The organism is Nocardiopsis sinuspersici, from assembly GCF_001998325.1.
GTDB classification, from domain to species: domain Bacteria; phylum Actinomycetota; class Actinomycetes; order Streptosporangiales; family Streptosporangiaceae; genus Nocardiopsis; species Nocardiopsis sinuspersici.
Window position 1 is genome coordinate 1,248,617 of sequence record NZ_MCOK01000001.1, and the last position, 19,794, is coordinate 1,268,410.

At 71.8% G+C, this 19,794-nt stretch carries 18 protein-coding genes and 1 tRNA gene; 12 read left to right on the forward strand and 7 right to left on the reverse strand.

Annotated elements, in window-relative coordinates; translation table 11 throughout:
• Positions 1-9: 9 nt before the first annotated feature.
• The 3 genes from NOSIN_RS05180 to NOSIN_RS05190 all read right to left on the reverse strand — a co-directional run bounded on the left by NOSIN_RS05180 (position 10) and on the right by NOSIN_RS05190 (position 1,398).
• Positions 10-489, reverse strand: a complete 480-nt coding sequence (locus NOSIN_RS05180) for an SRPBCC family protein (protein ID WP_077689640.1) — start codon at positions 487-489, stop codon at positions 10-12.
• Positions 486-815, reverse strand: coding sequence for an ArsR/SmtB family transcription factor (locus NOSIN_RS05185; RefSeq protein ID WP_077689641.1), 330 nt, complete (start codon positions 813-815; stop codon positions 486-488). Before NOSIN_RS05185 ends, NOSIN_RS05180 begins: the two co-directional genes overlap by 4 nt.
• Positions 816-999: 184 nt before the next feature.
• A complete protein-coding gene (locus NOSIN_RS05190) occupies positions 1,000-1,398 on the reverse strand; it encodes a DUF2267 domain-containing protein (RefSeq protein WP_077693418.1) in 399 nt (132 codons plus the stop codon).
• A gap of 725 nt (positions 1,399-2,123) precedes the next feature.
• Between NOSIN_RS05190 and NOSIN_RS05195 the strand changes: the two genes are divergently transcribed.
• The 6 genes from NOSIN_RS05195 to NOSIN_RS05220 all read left to right on the forward strand — a co-directional run bounded on the left by NOSIN_RS05195 (position 2,124) and on the right by NOSIN_RS05220 (position 7,637).
• Positions 2,124-2,489 (forward strand): VOC family protein, encoded by a 366-nt coding sequence (locus NOSIN_RS05195; RefSeq protein ID WP_077693419.1) that lies wholly within the window; start codon positions 2,124-2,126, stop codon positions 2,487-2,489.
• A gap of 253 nt (positions 2,490-2,742) precedes the next feature.
• A complete protein-coding gene (locus NOSIN_RS05200) occupies positions 2,743-3,351 on the forward strand; it encodes a phosphoribosyltransferase (RefSeq protein WP_236743304.1) in 609 nt (202 codons plus the stop codon).
• On the forward strand, positions 3,348-4,007 hold the full coding sequence (locus tag NOSIN_RS05205) for a dienelactone hydrolase family protein (protein WP_077689642.1): 660 nt from the start codon (positions 3,348-3,350) through the stop codon (positions 4,005-4,007). Before NOSIN_RS05200 ends, NOSIN_RS05205 begins: the two co-directional genes overlap by 4 nt.
• A gap of 108 nt (positions 4,008-4,115) precedes the next feature.
• Entirely contained in the window at positions 4,116-5,420 is a 1,305-nt protein-coding gene (locus NOSIN_RS05210) for an erythromycin esterase family protein (RefSeq protein WP_077689643.1), read from the forward strand.
• A gap of 150 nt (positions 5,421-5,570) precedes the next feature.
• On the forward strand, positions 5,571-7,451 hold the full coding sequence (locus NOSIN_RS05215; protein ID WP_143832854.1) for a hypothetical protein: 1,881 nt from the start codon (positions 5,571-5,573) through the stop codon (positions 7,449-7,451).
• A gap of 112 nt (positions 7,452-7,563) precedes the next feature.
• Positions 7,564-7,637: transfer RNA gene (locus tag NOSIN_RS05220), tRNA-Pro, on the forward strand.
• Between the two features lie 175 nt (positions 7,638-7,812).
• Here the strand turns inward: NOSIN_RS05220 and NOSIN_RS05225 are convergent.
• Entirely contained in the window at positions 7,813-9,237 is a 1,425-nt protein-coding gene (locus tag NOSIN_RS05225) for an MFS transporter (protein WP_143833017.1), read from the reverse strand.
• 327 nt (positions 9,238-9,564) lie between these two features.
• On the opposite strand from NOSIN_RS05225, the gene NOSIN_RS05230 reads away from it, so the two are divergent.
• On the forward strand, positions 9,565-10,254 hold the full coding sequence (locus tag NOSIN_RS05230) for a TetR/AcrR family transcriptional regulator (protein ID WP_077689646.1): 690 nt from the start codon (positions 9,565-9,567) through the stop codon (positions 10,252-10,254).
• A gap of 491 nt (positions 10,255-10,745) precedes the next feature.
• Entirely contained in the window at positions 10,746-11,771 is a 1,026-nt protein-coding gene (locus NOSIN_RS05235) for an arabinan endo-1,5-alpha-L-arabinosidase (RefSeq protein WP_236743305.1), read from the forward strand.
• A 125-nt stretch (positions 11,772-11,896) separates the two neighbouring features.
• On the opposite strand, the gene NOSIN_RS27640 is transcribed toward NOSIN_RS05235, so the two are convergent.
• A complete protein-coding gene (locus tag NOSIN_RS27640; protein ID WP_077689647.1) occupies positions 11,897-12,364 on the reverse strand; it encodes a hemerythrin domain-containing protein in 468 nt (155 codons plus the stop codon).
• A 211-nt stretch (positions 12,365-12,575) separates the two neighbouring features.
• Between NOSIN_RS27640 and NOSIN_RS05245 the strand changes: the two genes are divergently transcribed.
• Both NOSIN_RS05245 and NOSIN_RS05250 read left to right on the forward strand, forming a co-directional pair.
• Entirely contained in the window at positions 12,576-13,388 is an 813-nt protein-coding gene (locus NOSIN_RS05245; RefSeq protein ID WP_077693422.1) for an alpha/beta fold hydrolase, read from the forward strand.
• Positions 13,385-14,683, forward strand: coding sequence for a PP2C family protein-serine/threonine phosphatase (locus tag NOSIN_RS05250; protein ID WP_077693423.1), 1,299 nt, complete (start codon positions 13,385-13,387; stop codon positions 14,681-14,683). The genes NOSIN_RS05245 and NOSIN_RS05250 overlap by 4 nt, the downstream gene beginning before the upstream one ends.
• 375 nt (positions 14,684-15,058) lie before the next feature.
• Here NOSIN_RS05250 and NOSIN_RS05255 read toward each other — a convergent pair whose 3' ends face one another.
• Positions 15,059-16,201: an epoxide hydrolase family protein gene (locus tag NOSIN_RS05255; RefSeq protein ID WP_077689648.1), complete on the reverse strand. Its 1,143-nt coding sequence runs from the start codon at positions 16,199-16,201 to the stop codon at positions 15,059-15,061.
• A gap of 63 nt (positions 16,202-16,264) precedes the next feature.
• Here NOSIN_RS05255 and NOSIN_RS05260 point away from each other — a divergent pair, with 63 nt between their 5' ends.
• On the forward strand, positions 16,265-17,227 hold the full coding sequence (locus NOSIN_RS05260; RefSeq protein ID WP_077689649.1) for a helix-turn-helix transcriptional regulator: 963 nt from the start codon (positions 16,265-16,267) through the stop codon (positions 17,225-17,227).
• A gap of 14 nt (positions 17,228-17,241) precedes the next feature.
• Here NOSIN_RS05260 and NOSIN_RS05265 read toward each other — a convergent pair whose 3' ends face one another.
• Positions 17,242-18,405, reverse strand: coding sequence for an AI-2E family transporter (locus tag NOSIN_RS05265; protein WP_236743306.1), 1,164 nt, complete (start codon positions 18,403-18,405; stop codon positions 17,242-17,244).
• 375 nt (positions 18,406-18,780) lie between these two features.
• On the opposite strand from NOSIN_RS05265, the gene NOSIN_RS05270 reads away from it, so the two are divergent.
• Positions 18,781-19,779: a coiled-coil domain-containing protein gene (locus NOSIN_RS05270; RefSeq protein WP_077689651.1), complete on the forward strand. Its 999-nt coding sequence runs from the start codon at positions 18,781-18,783 to the stop codon at positions 19,777-19,779.
• The last annotated feature ends 15 nt before the right edge of the window (positions 19,780-19,794 follow it).

The following is a 19,794-nucleotide window of genomic DNA, read 5'->3' on the forward strand; positions in this document are numbered from 1 at the left end:
CCTCCCGGGTCACTCGGTGCCGAGCACGGTCCGGTAGCGGGCGATGAGCTCCTCGTCCGGGCCGGCCCCGGCCCGCCGGGGGCGCCCGTCGAGGGCCGCGGCGAGCGCGTCCAGGCACACGTCCCACCCGGCCGCCGTGTTCGCCGTCCACGCAGGGTCGACGACGGTGTTGGAGAGCCTGAGCACACACCCTTCGCCGTCCTCCTCCAGGGTCCAGCGCAGATCCTCCCCGGCCCACCGGAACGCCAGCGTGCGCGGAGGGTCGAACTCGGTGATGGGCGCGGTCTCCGGGGCCTCGTCGGGGAAGGTCAGCGTGAGGGCGCCGCCCCGGCGGGCGTCGATCTCCACCTGGCAGGGGAACCACCTGCTCAGCGCCTCCCCGGTGGTCAGGGCCGCCCAGACCGCTGACCGCGGGTGCTCGTAGCGGCGGGTGAAGTGCAGGACGGGCGTGCCGGGAGTGCTCGTGTCGACGCGGACTCGGGTGGTCATGGCTGCGGCCTCTCATGTGGGCGGGTCGAGTCGAGGTAGTCGCCCAGATCGTCCAGCCTGCTCGTCCAGAACACCCGGTAGGGGCGCAGCCAGTCGTCCATCTCGCGCAGTGCCTCGGGCCGCAGCCGGTAGCGCCGCCCCTGCCTCTCGGCGGTCTCGGCGACCAGTCCGGCGGTGCGCAGCACGCGCAGGTGCTTGGACACGTTCGGCTGGGTCAGTCCCAGTGCGGCGACCAGCTCCTTGACGAGCAGTCCCTCGCTCCCGCGCAGCGTGTCCAGGATGCGGCGCCTGCTGGGGTCGGCGAGGACGGTGAACAGATCGGGCATACATTCAGTATGCCTCGATGGTTATATAACCGTCAAGGCATAAAGAGGATGTGAGGCGAGTCCGGATGCCTTGCGCCGCCCATGGGCGCCTGGTCGGGCGTCCCGGCGCGGCGGATTCCAGGGGAAGGGCACGGGTGCCCCACCGGGCACGCTCCGGCGCTCCTCCGGTGGGGCACGCGGCCGGTCAGTCGCTCAGTTCCGGTTTGCCGAACAGCACGGCGAAGCCGGAGGGGAGCTGGCTCAGGATGTGGTTGAACTGGCCCCCGGTGATCCTGCGGGCGACGGTGGTGAGTACCGCGCTGGCGTCCCACTCCGCGGTCTTGGGACGCGCGCCGGTGGCCGCCGCCACCCGGGTCAGGAACTCCTCGACCCCGAAGGACTCCGCGTCGAGGAGCTCTCCCTGCCGCACCGCGTCGCTGAGCTCGTCGGGGAGCTGCGCGACCAGGTGCTCGGCCCCGTTGGCCGGAAGCCGGGGCGCCAGTACGCCGAGCACCGCCCGGCTCACCTGGTCGGCTTCCTCGCGGTCGGCGTACTCACCCAGCTCGCGGACCTCGTTCAGGAACTCGTCGTAGCTCGTGCTCATGTCGACCTCCTCACCGCGTGTCGGCTGGTCACTGTCCAGATCCCCTGCCCGCTCCTCGGGAAAGCGAACCTCCAGGGCCCGGCCGGGGTTCGGCCAGGTCAGGGGCCGGTGAGCCCGGGGGAGGACCGTGCTGGAGGCACGCCTGTCCGGACTGTGCACACACGTCGTCGTCACCGAGGACCTCCTCGCCCCCAGGAGGCCGGCGTCCACTCCCGCTCCCACCCGCCGGGTGAATCGGTGGCCTACAAGACCGCCCTGGTCGGCGTCAGGGGCAGGGCCCGGGCGACGAACCGCGAGGACGGGGCGCCGTCCGGGCCACCACGGCCTTGGGAGGGCCCGCCTGCACGAGGGGGCGCCGGGCCCAGGCGGAGCCGGACCGGGAGAGGGCACGCCTGGACGAGGAACGGTACCCCTACGAGAACGCCCTGGCCGCGTTGCGTTCCAAGGGTGACGAGGACGGGGACAGCGGCTCCAGGAGCAGATCGAGGAGGTCCCTGAGGCCGTGGAGTACCGGCAGGGCCTGTCCGAGGCCGGGGGCACCGACCCCGCCGTGCGGAGGGAAGCCGCCGTGGCCGGGGCGTCGTAGGACCCGGGCGCTCTTCGGACACCGCGTACCGAGAGGCGGTTTCCGGTACACGGTGTGACGGGCGGCACATCCGCGTAGGGTGTGCCGCATGGCCGCGGAACTCCGCCGCGGCCCCGCCCGGCGATCCGAGGGGATTCACGTGCGCCTGGTCTACGTCCTCGACACGAACGACCTTCGAGCGGAGGCCGACTTCTGGTGTGCGGTGCTCGGCTTCGAGCGCGAGGAGGGGGAGCACCAGACCTATCTCGCGCTCAGGGACCCGGGCGGGCGCTGGCCCGACCTGCTGCTCCAGAAGGTGCCCGAGGCCAAGGCGGGCAAGAACCGGATGCACCTGGACGTGGTCGTTCCCGACGTGGCGGCGGAGATCGACCGGGTGCGCGGACTGGGCGCCGAGGTGCTGCGCCCGACCGTCGAGGAGGACGGGCACCTGCTGGCGGTCATGGCCGACCCCGAGGGCAACGAGTTCTGCGTGGTCCAGCGGCTCGACGGAACCCCGGGGGAGTAGCCCAAGCCGGGGCGGACCGCTTCGGGCCGCGGCGCTCCCGGCGCCGGGGCCCGGCACGCGCCGCCTCGCCATGTGTGCGTACAGGGCACGGGGGTAGCGCTCACCACAAGGTTCGTGCATGCCGGTGAACTGCGCAAACGTGTGCGGCCCGCGGTACGCGGTCCGCGGCGTGGGCGCCGTGCACCGCGACGACGCGACTGGGGTGAGGAACGTGTTCCGAGACCGGCGAGACGCGGGTGAGCGACTGGCCCGCGTGCTGGAAGGGCAGAACAAGCCGCATCCGCTCGTGCTGGCGCTGCCGCGCGGCGGTGTCCCCGTGGCGGAGCGCGTCGCCGGGGTCCTCGGGGTACCGCTGGACATCGTGGTCGTGCGCAAGATCCCCGTGCCCGGAAGCCCGGAGACGGCGATCGGGGCGACCACGGCCGAGGGGCCTCCGCTGTTCGACGGGAGGGCGCTGAACCTGCTGGGGCTCTCCGAGGAGCGCCTGGCCGACACGGTCGAGGCGGAGCAGGCGGAGGCGCGGCGACGGGTCCGGGCCTACCGCGGAGGCGCACCCCAACTGGACGTCGCCGAACGCGACGTCTTCGTGGTCGACGACGGACTGGCGACCGGCATGAGCGCGCGGGCGGCACTGACCGCGCTGCGCGAACAGGACCCCGCGTCCCTCGTGCTGGCCGTCCCCGTGGGAGCGCCGAGCGCGGTACGGGCGCTCGCCGACGTGTGCGACCAGGTCGTCTGTCTGGAGACGCCGTCGGACTTCGGCGCGGTCAGCCTGTGGTACGAGGAGTTCCCCCAGGTCAGCGATGAGGAGGTGCTGGCCCTGCTGGGCCGCGCCGGTCCCGACGAAGGGAGAGCACCATGACCGCCGTGGACGTGACGGTACGGACCCCGGACGCGCGGCTCGACGGGCAGCTGGACATGTTCCCCGGGGCGACCGCGGTCGTGGCCTTCGCACACGGCAGCGGAAGCTCACGGCACAGCCCGCGCAACCAGGCCGTGGCCGAGGAGCTCCGCCGGACGGGCGTGGCCACGCTCCTGTTCGACCTGCTGACCCCGGAGGAGGAGTGCACCGACAACGTGACCAGGGAGCAGCGCTTCGACATCGACCTGCTCACCCGGCGCCTGACCGGGGCGGTGGACTGGCTGGCCGCCCAGGAGAGCACCAAGGGGGTGCCCATCGGCCTGTTCGGCGCCAGCACCGGTGCCGCCGCGGCGCTGCGGACCGCCGCCGAGCGCCCGGACCTGGTCGCGACGGTCGTCTCGCGCGGCGGCCGTCCCGACCTCGCGGGCACGGAGGCGCTACAACTGGTGCGGGCCCCGACGCTGCTCATCGTCGGCGGGGCGGACACCGACGTCCTCCGGCTCAACGAGGACGCGGCCGACTGGCTCGGCGGTCCGAGCCGGATCCACGTCGTTCCCCGCGCCACCCACCTGTTCGAGGAGGAGGGCGCGCTGGAGGAGGTGGCCGACGCCGCCTCCGGCTGGTTCGCGGGCGTCCTCGGCGAGCGGGAGAGGTGAACCGCGCCGATCCCGCTCCGGGATCCGCCGTTCCGGGGCCCCTCCGGGGCCCGCGCCGGGTTCCGGAGGGGCACCCGACCGGATTGTTCCCGCACTGGGAGGACTGAGATGGTGACGGACGGACGGTCAGTCGACCGGGACGCGGTTCTGCCGCTGACCGGGCCGAGGTCGCTGGACCCGCTCGTCGAGCGGATCGGCGACGCGCGGTACGTGCTGCTGGGCGAGGCATCGCACGGCACATCCGAGTTCTACCGCTGGAGGGCGGAGCTGACCCGGCGCCTGATCGACGAGGAGGGCTTCTCCTTCGTCGCGGTGGAGGGCGACTGGCCGGACTGCCAGGCGCTGCACTGCTCCGTCGTGGGCGCCCCGGGAGCACCCGAGGACCCGCGGGAGGCACTGGAGGGCTTCCGCAGGTGGCCGCGGTGGATGTGGGCCAACACCGATGTGCTGGAGTTCGCGCGGTGGCTGAGGGAGCGCAACCTCCGGCTCCCGGAGCAGCAGCGCGCGGGGTTCTTCGGCCTGGACGTCTACAGCCTGTGGGAGTCGCTGTACGCGGTGCTGGGGTGGCTGCGCGAGAACATGCCCGAACAGGTGGAGCCGGCGCTGAGGGCCTACCGCTGCTTCGAGCCCTACGGAGAGGATCCCCGGTCCTACGCCCAGGCGACGCGGCTGGTCCCGGAGAGCTGCGAGCGGGAGGTCGTCGACCTGCTGGCCGGGCTGCGCCGCCAGGTGGGGGGACCCACCGACGAGGGCCTGGCCGACTTCGCCGCGCGCCAGAACGCCGAGGTGCTCGCGGGTGCCGAGCAGTACTACCGGTCGATGGTGCGCGGAGGCCCCGAGTCGTGGAACGTCCGCGACCACCACATGACCGACACGCTCGACCGGCTCATGGAGCACCACGGCCCGGGGGCCAGAGCGGTCGTGTGGGAGCACAACACCCACGTCGGCGACGCACGGGCGACCGACATGTCCGCCGCGGGCATGGTCAACGTCGGCCAGCTGGTGCGCGAACGCCACGGTGACGACGGGGTCGTCCTCATCGGCTTCGGTACCTACGAGGGCCGGGTGGTCGCGGGCAGGTCGTGGGGTGCGACCCCGGAGCCGATGCCGGTTCCCGCGGCGCGCGACGGCAGCGTCGAGGCCCTGTTGCACGGCTCGCTCGACGGGGACGCGGGTCTGCTGGTCCTCACCGGTGAGGAGGCCAACGATCCGTTCGCCGACGAGATACTCCCGCACCGCGCCATCGGGGTCGTCTACCACCCCGGACGCGACCGGTACGGGAACTACGTCCCGACCGTCCTGGGGGAGCGCTACGACGCCTTCGTGTTCGTCGACCACACCCGGGCGCTCACCCCGCTGCACTCGGTCGAGGCGGACTCGGGCGAGGAGGAGACCTGGCCCACCGGGCTGTGAGGCCGTGCCGCCCGCCCCGGAAGCCGGTCCGGACGTCCCGTGTGAGCGTGGTCTCGCCCGCTGCTAGGTTGTCCGCGGACATAACGGGCGATGCGGCCGTGTGGACGCGACACGGCCGTGTCCGGAGCGCGGACCGGAGGCGGGACGGAAGTGGACGGAGCAGCGCGGCCGTGGCGCCGACAGGCACGGAAGGCCCTGGCGTGGACCGGTGTGGGACTGCTCGTCGGCGCCCTCGCCCTGGCGGCCGTCACGGCGGCGCTGAACCGGGGGAGGTACGAGGACGGCCTGCTGGAGGAGACCGGCGGCTGGTGGCTCGTCTCGGCCGTGGTCGCCCTGGTGGTCCTGTCCTTCGGGGTCCGGTGGCAGGTGAGGCATCCCCGGGTCCTCGACGACGATCCCCGGGGCCGGGGCCGCGTGTTCTGGCTCTCCCTGTGCGCGCTGGGCGTCGGATACCTGGCCTTCGCGGGCTTTCCCGCGGACGCCTTCCAGGCGACGGCGGAGGGAGCCTGGCAGTACGACCCCTCTCCCGCGGCGGCCGGCATGTGGCTCGTCGTGTGCATGGTCGCCCTGGGGTGCCTGCTCATGCTCTCGTCCGCGCGCCCGCCGAGGCTCCTTCCCCTGCGGCGCTCCCTTCCCTTCGCCGCGGCGGGCGTCTTCGCGGTCGTGCTGGCCGGCGGCCTCGTGGAGGCGGTCGTGTTCCCCCGCGAACCGCACACCGTCGCCGAGGGGAACGGCGATCCGGCGCCGGTACCGGAAGCGGTCGGCCGTGTGGGCTGGAGCTGGGCGCCCCCGATGGGAGTGAGGATCGAGGAGGTCCGCGCCGGTACCCACGGGCCCCTCGTCCTGCTCGACGACGGGGCCGTCTCCCTGGACGGGACCACCGGTGAGGAGCTGTGGTCCTTCCGTCGCCCGCGCGACTGGGGCGGGAGCGCGTGGGCCGACGACGAGCACGTGTACGTGCGCTACGCCCACGGCGCCCCGCCGGAGGAGGAGACCCCGGCCGACGTGTCGGGGGAGCCCGTCGAGCGCACGACGGTGGTGCTCGACATCGCGACCGGGGAGGTCGTCGGTGAGTCCACCGCCCTCGAACCGGGGGAGGGGAAGCTCGTCGCGATGACGCCCGAGGCCCGGATCGAGCGGTTCCGGGCGGACTCCAACGGTGAGTTCGTGCTGGGGGCGACCTCCCTGGAGGGCGAAGAGGAGCTGTGGTCGCGCACCTTGGCCGCACCCGGCGAGGGACGGATGTGCCGGCACGGCGCCCTCCGGCGGTACGCGGACCTCCTGGTCGTCCTGTACGGGTGCGCGACCGAGCCACCGGACGGGGCGGGATACGAGGACTTCCAGAACCTCTTCATGTCCCGGGAAGTCCGCGTGGAGGTCACGGTCACCGCCGTGGACGTCGCCACCGGGGAGGAGGCCTGGCGGTACGGATGGGAGACCGAGCCGGACGAGAGGTCGCCCGACCTGGTCGAGGGCCGTTCCCCGGCGGGGGACGGCACCCCGGTGATCGTGCTGGAACGGCCCGGGGGCGACCCGGAACTGCTCCTGCTCGACGCCGCCACCGGGGAGCGGCTCGACCACCTGCCCGGCTTCGTGCTGGACGGGGACGGGACCGGATCCGAGACCTACGGGGGCGTGGTCCGGATCGACACCGAGGGCAGCGTGGTGCACGAGGCCCCCAGGGGCGGTGCGCTGATCCACCGTGCCGACGCCTCCGGCGAGATCACCGCTACGGCGGACCTGGGTGACATCAACGTGGGGACCGCGGTGGACGACGTCGTCGCGCTGGAGGACATGGCGCTCGTCCCGCGCATGCGGGGCCCCCTCAACAGGGACGACCAACAGGTCGAACTGGCGGTCGCGCCCTTCGGTGGGTCGGTGACCTGGGAGACGGCGCGGTGGATCGATCCCGGCGGGAGGCTCCTGACCGACATGCTCGCGGTCCCCGGTGCGGTCGTCCTGCACACGGACGGTGACTACGGGGACTACCGCAGCGGTGAGGGGCCCCTCGTGGAGGGCCTGGTGCCCTGACCGCGGCCGTGCGCCGGAGCCCGCCGCCGGAGGGCGGGCGGTTCGAGGGCGCCGCCGAATGCGATACAGTTTCACCTGTTGGCGGCGCCGGAGACGGCGTTCGCGCGACGGACGGGACGTAGCGCAGTTTGGTAGCGCACTTGACTGGGGGTCAAGGGGTCGTGGGTTCAAATCCCGCCGTCCCGACAGAGAAGCAGCAGGTCGTGGAGGGGTCCGCCGTGTGGCGGGCCCCTTTCTGCGTCTTCGGTGGGGTGTCAGGACGCGGCACGCGTGATGGCCTCGGTCCCCGGCCCGCCGGAGCGGGCCGAGGGGCCCGTGCCCGCAGCTCTCGGACCTCCCTCCCGTGCGGGTGCTCGGGCGGTCAGGTGCTGCGGGCGGTCGCGGCACCGGTGGGCGCGGCCCGCTCGCCCCCGGCCGGGTCGGTCGGGGCCACCCGGCGCGTGGGGAGGAAGGCGGCGATGGCGAAGGCGGCGAGCGCGGCGAGTCCGCCCATGCCCAGGACCAGGGTGAAGGCACTCCGTGCGGGGAGGACCTCTCCGCCCACGGACATGGTCATGCCGGCGAGGAACATGCCCGCGACCGCGCTGGCGGTGGAGGTGCCGATGGAGCGCATCAGGGTGTTGAGGCTGTTGGCCGCCGCGGTCTCCGACCGGGGAACGGCGGCCATGACCAGGGAGGGCATGGCGCCGTAGGCCAGGCCCACACCCGCGCCGATCACGGTGGAGGCGATCATGAGCTGCCAGACGGCCGACATGAGCAGCAGGCTCAGGCCGTAGCCGAGCGCGACCAGCAGGGCGCCGACCATCATGGTCGTCTTGGGGCCCATGGCGCGGGAGAGGCGTGCCGAGACCGGTGACATCGCCATCATCACCAGCCCGTTCGGCGCCATCACCAGACCCGCGACCAGGATCGTCCGCCCGAAGCCGTAACCGGTGGCCTCCGGCATCTGGAGCAGCTGCGGGATGACCAGGGACATGGCGAACATGGAGAAGCCGAACGCCAGGGACGCGGCGTTGGTGAGCAGGACCTGGCGCCGTGCGCTGACGCGCAGGTCGACCAGGGGCCGCGGTGTCCGCAGCTCCCACCAGCCCCACACCAGGAGCACCACCGCCGCGGCGGCGAGCATGGCGCCGGGAACACCGCTGCCCCATCCCCATTCGGAGCCCTTGGAGATCGCCAGCAGCAGCAGGAACAGGGCGATGGACAGGCCCACCGATCCCAGCAGGTCGAACCTGCCGCCGGTACGGAACCCGGAGTCCGGGATCAGGGTGCGGACCAGCACGGCGGCCGTGGCCGCCAGCGCGGCGGCGACCCAGAAGAGGGTGTGCCAGTCCGCCTTCTGCGCGATGAACGCGGAGGAGGGCAGGCCGAGCGCGCCGCCCACCCCGAGTGAGGCGCTCATCAGCGCGGTCGCCCCGCCGAGCCGCTCGGGAGGCAGGACGTCGCGCATGATGCTGATGCCCAGGGGGATGACCCCGGCCGCCAGGCCCTGGAGGGCCCGGCCGATGACCATCGGTACCAGGCTGGTGGCCAGGGCGCAGAAGACCGAGCCGACGACGAGGACGGCGAGGCTGAACAGCAGCATGCGGCGCTTGCCGTACATGTCACCCAGGCGGCCGACCGTCGGCGTGGCGACCGCGGCGGTCAACAGGGTGGCGGTGATCGCCCAGGCGGTGTCCCCGGGGGTGGCTCCCAGCAGGCCGGGCAGCACGGGAACGAGCGGGATGACCAGGGTCTGCATGAGCGAGACGATGATGCCGCCGAAGGCCAGGACGGAGACGACCACGTTCGGCCTCACGGGTGGTCGCGCGTCGCCGGCCGCTCTGGTGCGGGCATGAGTCATTGAGAGTGGCCCCCGTCTCCATACGTGCGAAAGCGCCCTACTTTTAAGTCAGGCGCTTGACTTACATTAACAGGACGCGCCCGGCCGGTTCCAGGTCCGGGCCGGGTGGGAGGGAGAGGTCACAGTGTCGGGAGGGCCGCCGGCCGACGGTGTCCGCGCTCCCGTCGGACGAGGCCGCGTGGGCCGCGCACGACGCCGGAGCCGGGAGCGGGCCCCGGGCCGGGCGGCGCCGACGGGCCGAGGCGGGCGGGGATCGGTACGGTGGTCCCCATGAGTGGCAGGGTGACGAGGTCGGACCAGGTCGCCGCGACGCGGGAGACGATCCTGTCCGCGGCGGAGAGGCTCTTCGCCGAGCACGGAGTGGCCGGGGTCTCCAACCGCCAGATCAGTCAGGAGGCGGGTCAGGGCAACAACACGGCGGTCAGCTACCACTTCGGGTCCAAGGCCAACCTGGTCCGCGCGATCGTGCGCAGGCACACCGAGCAGATCGAGGGGATACGCCTGCACATGGTGCTGCGCGCCGACGGTTCCACCGAGGTGCGGGACTGGGTCGCCTGCACGGTGGAGCCCTTCGCCCAGCACCTCGCCGACCTGGGCATACCCAGTTGGTTCGGGAGGTTCAGCGCGCAGGTCATGAGCGACTCCGCCTATCGGGAGATCGTGGTCGAGGAGTCCCTCGGCTCCCCCTCCCTGGCCCGCGCCGGAGAGGAGCTTCGTCGGTGCCTTCCCGACCTGCCGGCGGAGGTCCGCGCGGAGCGCCAGGACATGGCCAGCCGGCTCATCGTGTACGTGATCGCCGAGCGGGAGCGCGCCCTGGCCGAGGGGGGCCGTACTCCCCGGGACTCCTGGCATCGGGCCGCCGCCGGACTGACCGACGCCCTCACCGGCCTCTGGCTCGCCCCGGTAACCGAACTCCCGGCGCGGGCCGGGCGGGGAGCCGCGCACTCCGGGAACTCCTAGGTTCCCGGGTGGTCGCGTCCGTGGCGCCCTGTCGCCCGACGGCGTGACCGTGCCTCCCGGCCCCTTCGGCTCTCCTGGGCGCCCTGGCGTGAACCCGGAGTGACGGATCGGATCCGAAAGGTGCGCATAGGAGGGTTGACGCCGGAAAACCGCTACTTTACGATGCATGAACATTTACTAAGCGTGTTCATACTATTCAACGACGACCGCCGGCGCCCTGTGCGGCCGGTGTCCGCACCCCCCTTGCGCAGTCCTCGTGCACGTGTTTCCCGAGGCGCTGACCGTTGGCGCCGACGGTCTCTTGCGTGGCGGAATGTTAGCGCTAACAATCCACGTTTTCCGATGGTTCCACCGCGTCCGGCCCCGTGGCCCCGGCGCTTTCGGACGCCTTCCCGGTACCGATTCCGCCCCCGTGGTCCACCGGCCCGATTCCCCGACCCGTTCCCCCGACACTCCTCACACCCCCCGACCGAGCCCGAGGAGGCTTTCCCGTGACCGAAGACCCGAGCACCCCCTCCGTGCCCCCCGCCCCCCTCTCGCGCCGCAGGCTGCTGGGCGCCGCCCTGGCGACGGGAGCGCTGGCCGCGACCCCGGCCGCCGCCGACGCGGCCGCGCCCCGGCACGCCGCGGCCGCCGCCTACCCCGGTCCCGGCCACGTGACCGGGGACGTCCGGATGCACGACCCGTCCTTCGTCAAACGGCCCGACGGCGGCTACCTGGTCGCCCACACCGGCAACGACCTGGCCCTGAAGACCTCGGCCGACCGGACCGCCTTCAGCAACGCCGGCGTGGCCTTTCCCGGCGGCGCCCCGTGGACCAGTCCCTACACCGGCGGTGCGCGCAACCTGTGGGCGCCGCACCTGTCCCACCACAACGGGCGGTACCACCTCTACTACTCCGCCTCCACCTTCGGATCCAACCGTTCGGCGATCTTCCTGGCGACCAGCACCAGTGGAGACTCCGGAACCTGGCGTGACGAGGGCCTGGTCGTCGAGTCGTTCACCTCCGACGACTTCAACGCCATCGACCCCCACCTGCAGGTGGACGGCCAGGGCCGCTGGTGGCTGGCGTTCGGCTCGTTCTGGTCGGGGATCAAGATGGTGCGCATCGACCCGGCGACCGGTAAGCGCTACGACGGCGCCCTGCACGCGATCGCCGGCCGAGGCGGCGGCGCCATCGAGGCTCCGACCCTCTTCCACCGCGGCGGCTGGTACTACCTGTTCGTCTCCTTCGACCTGTGCTGCCGCGGGGCCGACAGCACCTACCGCGTCATGGTCGGCCGGTCCAGGAGCATCACCGGCCCCTACCACGACCGTGCCGGCACCGCCATGACCTCGGGCGGCGGTACCGAGGTCCTGGCCGGCCACGGCGGCGTCCACGGTCCCGGACACCAGGACGTCTTCGCCGACACCGACAGCGACATCCTCGCCTACCACTACTACGCCGACGACGGCACGGCGCTGCTGGGCGTGAACTGGCTCGGCTGGGACTCCTCCGGCTGGCCCTACGTGCACTGACACCGGTCCCGATCCGGCACGGGCCCGTCCGCCCGGTCCCGTGCCGGAGAGGAGCTTCGCGGGTGCCTTCCCGGCCTGTCGGCGAAGGTCCGTGTGCAACGCCGGGACATGGCCGGCCGGCTCCGTCAGGCGATGGGGCCGAACAGGGCGGTCCTGTCGAGGTCCTCGCCGTCCAGGGCGTCGAGGACGCCGACCAACTGACTCTCCTCGTACCGGAAGTGGCTCTCCATGACCGCCCCGATGCCGTCGAGGTGGCGCAGCTTCTCCTCGTCGCTCTCCCCGGCGTCCAGGGCCCTCTCCAGCCCGCCGATCAGGTACTCGATCATGCTGTGGTCCTGCTTGAGCTTGGCGACGACGGGTGCGAGATCGGGACGGCGCTCCACGACGAGGGGGAAGAGGGAGGCGTCCTCGCTCGTGTGGTGGCCCGCCAGAGCGGTGCAGAAGCCGAGGCAGAAGAGCCGGAGGTCCCGGGACACGGCCTCGGCCCGGGCGCCGCTCTCGACCGACTCGCGCGCCAGCTCCAGCGCCTGGCGCAGGCGGTGGTGCACGGCCCGCAGTTCGCCTCCCCAAGCACGGATCCTCTGCTCGGTCACGTCTGCTCTCCCCTCGGCGGTCGGGACGGCCTCGGTCCGCGGCGTTCGCGGCGCCGCCCGCCCCCCGGCACCGTCACCGTAGTACGAGGAGGCCGCGCGGACCCGCGTCGGCCGGCGGATGCCGGACGCACCGGGCCTGACTCCCGAACGTGGTGGTATGTGACCTGATACCCCTTTTCGGACGGGCTGGGTAGGGGAAAGAATGATCGGTATGGACGTCCTGCGCAGGAACAACGTCACGGTCACCGGTGTCGCCGACGGGCCGGTGGTCGTGCTGGCCCACGGATTCGGCTGCGACCAGAACATGTGGCGCCTCGTCGTACCGGCCCTGGCCGAGCGGTACCGGGTGGTGCTGTTCGACTACGTCGGTTCCGGAGGGTCGGACCCGTCCTCCTGGAGCGAGGAGAGGTACTCCACCCTGGAGGGCTACGCCCAGGACGTGGTGGAGGTCTGCCGGGAACTGGACCTGGACCGGGTGGTGTTCGTGGGGCACTCGGTCAGCGCCATGGTCGGCGTTCTGGCCGCGCGTGCGGTGCCCGAGCGGATCCGGGCGCTGGTGATGGTGGCCCCCTCGCCCCGCTACATCGACGACGAGGGCTACCGCGGCGGCTTCACCGCGGGGGACATCGACGAACTGCTGGACTCGCTGGAGTCGAACTACCTGGGCTGGTCATCGGCCGTGGCACCCATGATCATGGGCACTCCCGAGCGGCCGGAGCTGGAACAGGAACTGACCGACAGCTTCTGCGCCACCGACCCCGACATGGCCCGGGTCTTCGCCCGCACCACCTTCCTGTCCGACAACCGCGCGGACCTGGGGGACGTGGAGGTCCCGACGCTGGTCCTTGAGTCCGCCCGGGACCTCATCGCCCCGCGCGAGGTCGGCGCCTTCGTCCACAGCGCGATCCCCTCCTCCCGGCTGGTCACCCTGGACGCCACCGGCCACTGCCCGCACCTGAGCGCGCCGCGGGCCACCGCGGCGGCGGTGCTGGACTTCCTGGAGGACCTGTGGCCCGTCGGGTGAGCGAGGGACCCGAGCCGCTCGGGGCCGGCACGACGGCGGCCCTCGCCGCGCTGTCGGAGGACAGCGCCGAGGAACTCTACGAGTCGGCCCCCTGCGGTTACCTGTCGACTCTCATGGACGGCACGATCGTCAGGATCAACGGCACGCTGCTGGAGTGGCTCGGCCTGGAACGCGAAACCGTGGTGGGACGCATGCGTTTCGCCGACCTGCTCACCGTGGGCGGCAGGCTCTACCACGAGACGCACTTCGCGCCCCTGCTGCACATGCGGGGGGAGGTCAGCGGTGTCGCCCTGGAGATGCGCACCACCGCCGGCGGCCGCCTTCCGGTACTGGTCTCCTCCGTCGTCAGGCAGGGCGCGGAGGGTAGGCCCTCGCTGGTCCGCGCCACCGTCTTCGACGCCACCGACCGCCGCTCCTACGAGGAGGAGCTGCTGCGCCGCCGCAGGGAGGCCGACCAGGCCCGCGCCGAGGCGGAACGTGAGCGCCTGCGGGCCGAGGCCGACCGGGCCCGCCTGACGGAGGCGCTCACCATCCTGCGGAAGTCCTTCCTGCCCGACACCCTGCCCGACGTACCGGGCATGGAGACGGCCGCCTACTACCACACCGCCTCTCCCGACCAGTTGGGCGGCGACTTCTACGACCTCCTTCCCCTCGGTGACACGCGCTGGGTGTTCTTCCTCGGCGACGTGTCCGGCAAGGGCCCCGAGGCCGCGACCCTGACCTCCCAGAGCCGCTACGCCCTGCGCGCCGCCGCACTCCACTCGCCCGAGCCCGCCGACGCCCTGGCCACGCTGAACACCGTCCTCCTGGACCGCTACGCCGACAACGGCGACCCCCGCTACTGCACCGCCGTCTTCGGCGTCCTCGAACCCGACGGCGACACCGGCCGCGCCCGTGTCCGCCTCGCCTCCGGCGGCCACCCCCCGGCCCTGGTCATGCGCGCCGACGGACGGGCCGACTTCCTGCCCACACCCGGAGGGATGCTCGTCGGCGTACTGCCCGACGCCCACTTCGCCACCACCGGGACCACCCTCGCCCCCGGCGACACCCTCGTGCTCTACACCGACGGCCTGACCGAGGCCCGCACGGGGCCCGGGAGCGACTCCCTGTACGGCGAGGACGCCCTGCTCTCCTTCGCCGCCGACCACGCCCCCTCCACACCCCGCGGCATGGTCGACGCCCTGACAGAACTGCTGCGGGGATTCGGCGACGGCCTCGGCGACGACACCGCCCTCCTCGCGTTCGGCGTCCCCGCATCCCGTCCGGCGACGGACACCCCGCCGGGGAGGCGCTGAGGCCCCACCCGCCGGGTGGCGGCTCTCCCGGAGCCCGGCCGCCCGAAGGCGTTCACGGTTTCGCGCAGCCGGGCGGCCCGCCGGTCTCCCAGGTCCTCGGCGCGTAGCGGAGCCGCAACAGGCGTGCGCCGCCGGTGCCTCTCCGGGCGTGGGCCGAGGGGCTGGGGAGTGTTTCGGAAGCGGTCAGCGCTGTGTGGTCCGGTTCAGGACGCCGGTGGCGGAGTCGCGCAGGTGTTCCGCGCCGACGCCGAATGGGCGGAGGCGCTCGCGGCGGTCAGGCGGAGCGCTCCGGCCCGGCGGCTCGTTCCTGTTCGAGCCCCGAGGGCCGGCCGGACCTCGAATGGGTCTTCGCGGCCCGCGGGCCCTGACGCGGAGTCAGGAAATGCCGCGGAAGAAGGTGTGGATGTCGTTCGCGAGCAGCTCCGTCTCCTCCATCGCGGGGAAGTGGCCGCCCTCGGTGAACTCGCTCCAGTGGCCGATCGCCTTCCACGGGTCCATCGCGCGGCGTATGAGCGGGTGGGTGTCGAACACGGCCCATCCGGACGGCACGTCGGAGGCCATGACCAAGTCGATTCCGGAGTGCTCGGACTCGTAGTAGAACTGCGCGCTCGACGCGCCGCTGCGGGTGAACCAGTACAGGCTGATGTTCGTGAGGAGCTGGTCGCGGTCGACCGACTCGTCCGGCGTCCGGTAGGCGCCGCTGGTCCCGGTCTTGAACTTCTCGGCGATCCACGCGAGCTGACCGGCCGGCGAGTCGGTGAGCGCCGCGCCGATCGTGTCGGGACGGTGGTTCTGCATCTCCAGATACCCGCGCTCGGCCGCGTCCTCGGAGCGCACCGCCTCGATCTGGGCGGTCTCGTCCTCGGACAGGCCGTCGGGGTAGGGGAACTTGTCGCCGACCAACCCGAGCCACCGGGGGTCGCCGCCGATGTGCGTGCCGATGACGCGCTCCGGGTGGAGGGCCGCGAGGCGGCCGGTGGTGCCCGCACCGATGTCGGTGCCGTGGGCCGCGAACCTCTCGTAGCCGAGACGCGTCATGATCTCGGCGTAGGCCTCCGTCGTCCGCGCCAGCTCCCAGCCGGTCCCTGAGAGCGGGGTGGAGAACCCGAAGCCGGGCAGCGACGGGATGACCACGTGGAACTCGTCGGTCAGCAAGGGGATGAGCCGCTGGTACTCGACGAACGAACCCGGCCAGCCGTGGTTCAGGATCAGCGGGGTGGCCTCCGGGTTCGTCGATCGCGCGTGGACGACGTGGAACGTCTGGCCGTTGACGACCGTCGTGAGCTGTCCGTACTCGTTGAGCTTCTCCTCCTGCGCACGCCAGTCGAACCCGTCGCGCCAGTACTCGGCGAGCTCCTTCAGGTACACCAGCGGGATGCCGCGGCCGAAGTCGGTGCGATCGTCTCGGCCCGGCACGGGGACCGGCCAGCGCGTGCGTGCCAGACGGTCACGCAGGTCGTCGATGTCGGCCTGCGGGATGTCGATGCGAAACGGTGTGAGTGCGTTGTCCTCGTTCATGACACCGACGTTTCCAGGCAATGCGGAAGGTTGGCTTCCGCGATCGCTGAAACGATGGAGAATATGTTGGAGACCTCGGCCCGCCTGCTCGAACTGCTGTCACTGCTCCAGCTCAAGCGCGACTGGACGAGCTCCGAGCTCGCCGGCCGGCTCGACGTGAGCACGAGGACTGTGCGCGCCGACATCGGCAGGCTGCGGTCGCTCGGCTATCCCGTGGACGCGCGCCCCGGCGTCGCGGGCGGGTACCGGCTGGCCGCCGGGACGGCGATGCCCCCACTGCTGCTCGACGACGACGAGGCCGTCGCCGTCGCGGTCGGACTGGGTGCGGTCGCGACACAAAAGCTCGGCGTCGAAGAGACATCGCTCACCGCGCTCGCGAAACTGGAGCAAGTGCTGCCCTCGCGCCTGCGTCGGCGCGTCGAGGCGGTACGCGAGGCGACGAGCGTCGTTCCAGGGGCTGAACCGCCGCTCGACCTCTCGGTCCTCGGCGCGGTCGCTGCCGCGATCCGCGGCCACGAACGGCTCCGGTTCGGATACACGAAGCCCGGGGGCGGCGAAGGGGCCCGCCACACCGAACCGCAACGGCTGGTGAGCTGGGGACCGCTCTGGTACCTGCTCGCGTGGGATCTCGACCGTGACGACTGGCGGATCTTCCGTGTCGACCGCATGGAACCGCACGCACCGACGGGTGTGCGGTTCCAGCCGCACGTGATCTCGGAGGACGACGCCGTCGAGTACGTCGTCGGACGCGTCAGCAAGGCGGCCTGGAAGTACCGCGCCCGGGTACTCGTGCATGCTTCCGCCGCCAAGGTCGCCGCGAAGATCCCCGTCCCGGTCGATATCGAGGCGGTCGACGAGTCCACGTGCCATGTCGAGCTGGGTGCCGACGACCCGGACCGGCTCGCGCTGTGGATGACACGGCTCGACGTCGACATCGAGGTGGTCGACGGAGACGAGCTCGCGGCGGCGTTCGATCGCCTCGCGGCGAGGTTCCGCCGCGCGGCGGGTGACGCATGCACGACGTGAACCTCGGCCGTCGGTCACCCGATGATGTCGTCGTCATCGGGGTCGGCCCCGTCCACGTCGTCGTCTCCGTTCGGTACGGGGCCGTCCTCCTCCCCGGATCCGTCCCTGGCCCGCTCGCCGCTGCCGCCGCCGTCCAGCAGGGGGTGCTCCTCGACCTCGTAGCGCCTGATGTAGATACCGAGGAAGGTCTGCAGGCTCGCGCTGATGGGGAGGGCGAGCAGCGCGCCCGGAGCGCCCATGATCGCCATGCCCGCGATGACCGACCCGAACGCCACCGCCGGGTGCATGTTGAGCGTTCTGGCCGTGATGCGGGGTTGCAGCAGGTAGTTCTCGAACTGCTGGTAGACGATGACGAACACGAGCACCCACACGGCCTGCCACGGGCTCTGCAACAGCGCCACCAGCACGGGGACGGCGCCGCCGATGTAGGTGCCGATGGTGGGGATGAACTGCGACAGCACCCCCACCCACAGCGCGAGGGCGAACGCGAACGGGATGTCCAGGACCACCAGGGCCAGGTAGTGCGCGACCGTGCAGACCAGCGCCATGAGCGCCCGGGAGTAGAGGTAGCCGCCCGTCTTGCTGATCGCGATCTCCCACGCCCGCAGCACCTCGCGCTGGGTCCGCGGCGGCAGGACCGAGCAGGTCACACGGCGAAAGCGCGGACCGTCGGCGCACAGGTAGAAGGTGAAGAGCGCGATCGTCAGCCCGTTGAACAGCATGGCCAGGACCGTCGTCCCGGCTCCCCAGACGTTGTTGGCGATGCTCGACGCGTACTGCTGGACCAGCCCGCTCGCGCTGGAGACCTCGTCGAGCAGGGTCGTGGGGGAGAAGGACGTGTCGAACGTCGTGTTGACCCAGTTCAGCACGGCGCGTGTCATGTTCGGCAGTTCGACGGCGAACGCCAGCACCTGCCCGATCAGCATCGAGCCGAGCAGGCTGAGGAAGGCGAGGACCGCCAGCATGACGAGGGCCATCACCACTCCCGTGGCCGGACCGCGCCGCCACCGGTGCTGGTGCAGCCAGTTGACCGCGGGCTCCAGCGCCAGTGCGAGGAACAGCGAGATCAGCAGCAGCACGATGAGGCTCTGCAACTGGAGGAACAGCCACAGGGCGACACCGAAGGCCGTGACGACCCACATGGTCAGCATCAGCGACCGGGGGAGCCACCGCGGCACGGTGCTCCTCTGGTCGGGGCGCGGAGCCCGGTGCGGTTCCGGTGGAGTGCTTGTACGCAAGCTGGGACTTCCTTCTCTCAGCGGCCCTCGGGGCCCTTCCCGCGTACGGCGGACGATATCCGGTCCTTCGGAGGTCGGCCGCCACGTGGCCGTCCGGCCGGGCGCTCGGGGCCGGCGAAACCAAGTCACAAGAACAGCATTAGGTATATGACGGTTAGATCTCGTATTGTCTCCTGAGCACCCGCCGACCCGTAGGCACCTTCCCTTTGGTGCCGTGCGATGGGCACACCGGCGCCGGGCTCCCCCCGCCCCGCCTCACCGTCCTCTCGCCCCTCGCCTGTCGGGCTCGCTCGCGGTACGACCCATGGAGCTCGCATGAACCGGAACGTCCTCTCCTTCCCCGCTGACGCCCCGAACCGTCGGAACGCGCGTTCGGGCGCGGGGGTCCTCGCCCTGTCCCTGGCCGCGGTCCTCGTCGCGCCGTCGGCCTCCCATGCCGCCCCCGACGACATGGACATCGACGAGCTCAACGAGAAGGCGGAGGAGCTGGAGGAGACCTACGAGGGCGAACTCCTCCAGTTCAACGAGATCAAGGAACGCGCCGAACAGGCGCAGGAGGACCTGAAGGAGGTCGAGGAGCAGCTGGAGGGGTCCCGCTCCAGCGTCGTCCAGATCGCCGCCAGCCAGTACAAGAGCTCGGGTCTGGACCCCACGCTGGAGGTGCTCTTCACCAGCTCCCCCGAGAACCTGTTCCAGGACACCTCCACCATGGAACAGCTGGGACGCCAGCAGGCCGGCCAGATCTCCGAGCTCGTCGAACTCCAGGAGACGAGGAAGGAGATCGCGGAGGAGGCCGAGAAGGAGCTCTCCGAGGCCGAGGAGCTGATCGCCACGCTGGAGGAGGACCGCGAGGAGGTCGAGGAGGCCATCGAGCGCTACGAGGCCGAACAGGTCCCCGAGCCGCCGGAGGAGTCCGCGGCGCCGTCGGGCGGAGGCACCATCCCCGAGAGGCTCAAGGGGTGGGGCTTCGACGGTGCGACGCCGCGCATGGCCGCGATCCGCGACGAGATCATCCTCAACGTCGGCTCCCCCTACGAGGTGGGCTGCGCGCGCAGCAGCAACGACGACCACGGTACGGGGCAGGCCTGCGACTTCATGGTGTCGGTGATCGGCACGCACCCGAGCGCGGAGAACCGGGCGACCGGGAACGCGATCGCCCAGTACGCGATCGACAACGTGGACCGGCTCGGCGTCAAGTACGTGATCTGGGAGCAGCGGATCTGGCACTCGACCAACCGCCAGTGGGTGGCGATGAACAACCGGGGCAGCATCACGGAGAACCACTACGACCACGTGCACATCTCGTCCTACTGAGCCTCCCGGAGCGAC

Coding starts and splice junctions, on each gene's coding strand:
- NOSIN_RS05230 (WP_077689646.1), top strand. CDS start 9,565: ATGAGTGGCAGGGTGACGAGGTCGGACCAGGTCGCCGCGACGCGGGAG.
- NOSIN_RS05210 (WP_077689643.1), top strand. CDS start 4,116: ATGGTGACGGACGGACGGTCAGTCGACCGGGACGCGGTTCTGCCGCTG.
- NOSIN_RS05185 (WP_077689641.1), bottom strand. CDS start 815: ATGCCCGATCTGTTCACCGTCCTCGCCGACCCCAGCAGGCGCCGCATC.
- NOSIN_RS05180 (WP_077689640.1), bottom strand. CDS start 489: ATGACCACCCGAGTCCGCGTCGACACGAGCACTCCCGGCACGCCCGTC.
- NOSIN_RS05270 (WP_077689651.1), top strand. CDS start 18,781: ATGAACCGGAACGTCCTCTCCTTCCCCGCTGACGCCCCGAACCGTCGG.
- NOSIN_RS05260 (WP_077689649.1), top strand. CDS start 16,265: ATGTTGGAGACCTCGGCCCGCCTGCTCGAACTGCTGTCACTGCTCCAG.
- NOSIN_RS05205 (WP_077689642.1), top strand. CDS start 3,348: ATGACCGCCGTGGACGTGACGGTACGGACCCCGGACGCGCGGCTCGAC.
- NOSIN_RS05190 (WP_077693418.1), bottom strand. CDS start 1,398: ATGAGCACGAGCTACGACGAGTTCCTGAACGAGGTCCGCGAGCTGGGT.
- NOSIN_RS05255 (WP_077689648.1), bottom strand. CDS start 16,201: ATGAACGAGGACAACGCACTCACACCGTTTCGCATCGACATCCCGCAG.
- NOSIN_RS05245 (WP_077693422.1), top strand. CDS start 12,576: ATGGACGTCCTGCGCAGGAACAACGTCACGGTCACCGGTGTCGCCGAC.